The organism is Acinetobacter gerneri DSM 14967 = CIP 107464 = MTCC 9824 (genome assembly GCF_000368565.1).
Classification (GTDB): Bacteria; Pseudomonadota; Gammaproteobacteria; order Pseudomonadales; family Moraxellaceae; genus Acinetobacter; species Acinetobacter gerneri.
Window position 1 is genome coordinate 1 of sequence record NZ_KB849518.1, and the last position, 2,411, is coordinate 2,411.

General features: G+C 33.2%; 2 protein-coding genes. Both read right to left on the reverse strand.

The window, feature by feature from the left end:
• Positions 1-127: 127 nt before the first annotated feature.
• Complete coding sequence (locus F960_RS00115) at positions 128-595, reverse strand: SMI1/KNR4 family protein (protein ID WP_004845496.1); 468 nt, start codon at positions 593-595, stop codon at positions 128-130.
• Position 596: 1 nt separating this feature from the next.
• A partial coding sequence (locus tag F960_RS22780; RefSeq protein WP_004845499.1) for an HNH endonuclease occupies positions 597-2,411 on the reverse strand: 1,815 nt, incomplete at its 5' end.

Below are 2,411 nucleotides of genomic sequence, written 5' to 3' on the forward strand. Positions count from 1 at the left end.
GTACTTCCGCTTGGGAATTTACTACTATTTTCATCCTGACCTTTTATTGGCGTACCAATATTGGTTAAGATATTAAAACCTCGATTACTTTCAGAACGATGATCTTGAATATCTTGCAGGTCTAAATCTATGAATGCAGCATATCTAAAAAATTATTAAAATTATCTGCAATTTTAATAATTTTCATTTTTAAATTCCCATCTTCATCCTCAACATATTTATCATGCAATAGCATTACTATCTGAGGGTCTTTCGAAAATAAATCTGATCTATAATCAAAGCTAATATAATCTCCATTACCAACTGTCCCAAAATTTATTATCTTATTATAAGAATATATATCAAAATCTTGAGATGATTCTATGCTACTTGAACCAATAGGATTGCCATATGCTAAAAAACTAAAAGAAGCTTCATCAATTTCCCCATCATAATTTATATAATTAAACCAAGATTCTATAAATGAAAGACCATTATATTTAGATATTAAATCCACATATTTTTTGGGGAATTCAACTTGTTTACTATTTTCAAAGTCTCTAATAACATCGATATTAACTTCACCATAATCTGAAATTATTGTAATTGCATTCATCTTATTTACCACCACTTAGTGAACCTTGTCCAATATGGAGAGCAGCATCATGAATTTCTTTCGGCAATAATTGAAAAGCATTCGGTGCACTTTGTGCATTATGATGCCATGTGTAACCATCTATTTGTGCTGACCCTGCTTGAATTTGTTTAAGCTGTTGAGATGTAAAACCACTCGTATTTACTTTACCTGAATTAATAGCATCTCTCAAATCCCTCGTAGCTTGAGCCATTTGTCTCGGATAAGAAAGATTTGTGTCAATCGTTGTTGTATATTTTGAATAATTATCAAAAATAGGTAAGCCTCTTGAATCATAAGCAACATTCGCAATTTTCGATTCTCCTGTTAATGGATCTCTATATTCTGCTTTTACTGCTTTATTTCCATATGAATCATATACCACTTCAATACCTTTCTCAGGATTAGAGTTTACTCGCTGAATAGGATTATTAACAACAGTCGTTGACTTAACATTTTCTGCTCCATTTACGGACTCAAGATCACTACGTGTTTGCATTGGATCATAAGGCTTAGTTAATTCACCTCTATTTTGTTCAGATACGTTAGAACTCCCCTCTCCTTTCTCCTTATTAGCTACTCCTTTACCAATAACTGCTCCAGTACCTCCAAGTACAATACTAGAAACAACTTCTATACCATCTTCAGTTAATTGTAATTGATTTACTAATTGCTGAGCTGTCTTATTTCCACTTTCTTGAATTGCCTGTTTATTATTTAAAACATTGTTAACTAATTCACTGTCTGTGTCATGAAGCATTGCTGTGAGATCAGTAATCATTTGCTTGTTTATTGTAGTGAATTCATCGCCTGCTAAATAATCAACCACCATAGATTTGGCTAAATTAGCAGGTCCACCCAATACTAAACCAAATGCCAAACCAACATATTGCGGATTAATTCCGCTATCTTCTATTTTTTTATCAACACGTTGTTTAATTTGACCAGCTTTTGTCACTACTTCTAAAAGCGTATTCGTTGTATTATTTACAATTATATCTTCCGACCCAAATGTTGCAGAACTCTCTTGAGCATTTGGTAAAATAACACCATCGGTAGCTATGCTAGTGATTTTTTTAAGTAACACATAATCTGGCTCTAAATCAGAATTTATATTTCCAGTCGCTTCTTGTTCAAGATTCGAAACTATATTTTTCGCAAATTCTGAACTGTATCCATTTTGAATGAGTTGTGATACAGCCTGATCTTTTAATAATACATATTCATTAGCCTCTTTAATTAGTAATAAAGTTTCTGGATCATTAAACATTTGTTCAAAATCTTTAGGCTCTCCCCCTAAACGTATGAATTCTGGATAAGTTTTCTCTAAAATCTCACCTCCAACTTTCATTTCATTTGGCATTTGAACTAATTTTGCCTGTATATTATTCAAGGTTTTTAAGACTTTATCTCTATACTCCCCTTCAGGAAGTTGTTGAACAATATTCTCTGCACTTTGACGGAAATTTTCAGGTAAATCTTTTTGTTGCTGTAGAATTTCCGCTCGCCCACTCTCTGTCAATAAACGATGATCCACAGTTACCGAACCATTTAACATTCCTGTCACTTGATCACGGGTGATTTCTTGGGTTTTGTTGATATCTCTGTTTGAACTATCGGTTACATTAGCAACAGTACCTTGCCCCATTGTTGCTTTGGTTAATTGCTCTTTTTCATTGCCAGTGCTTTGTAGACCTACAGTGGTACTTCCGCTTGGGAATTTACTACTATTTTCATCCTGACCTTTTATTGGCGTACCAATATTGGTTAAGATATTAAAACCTCGATTACTTTCAGA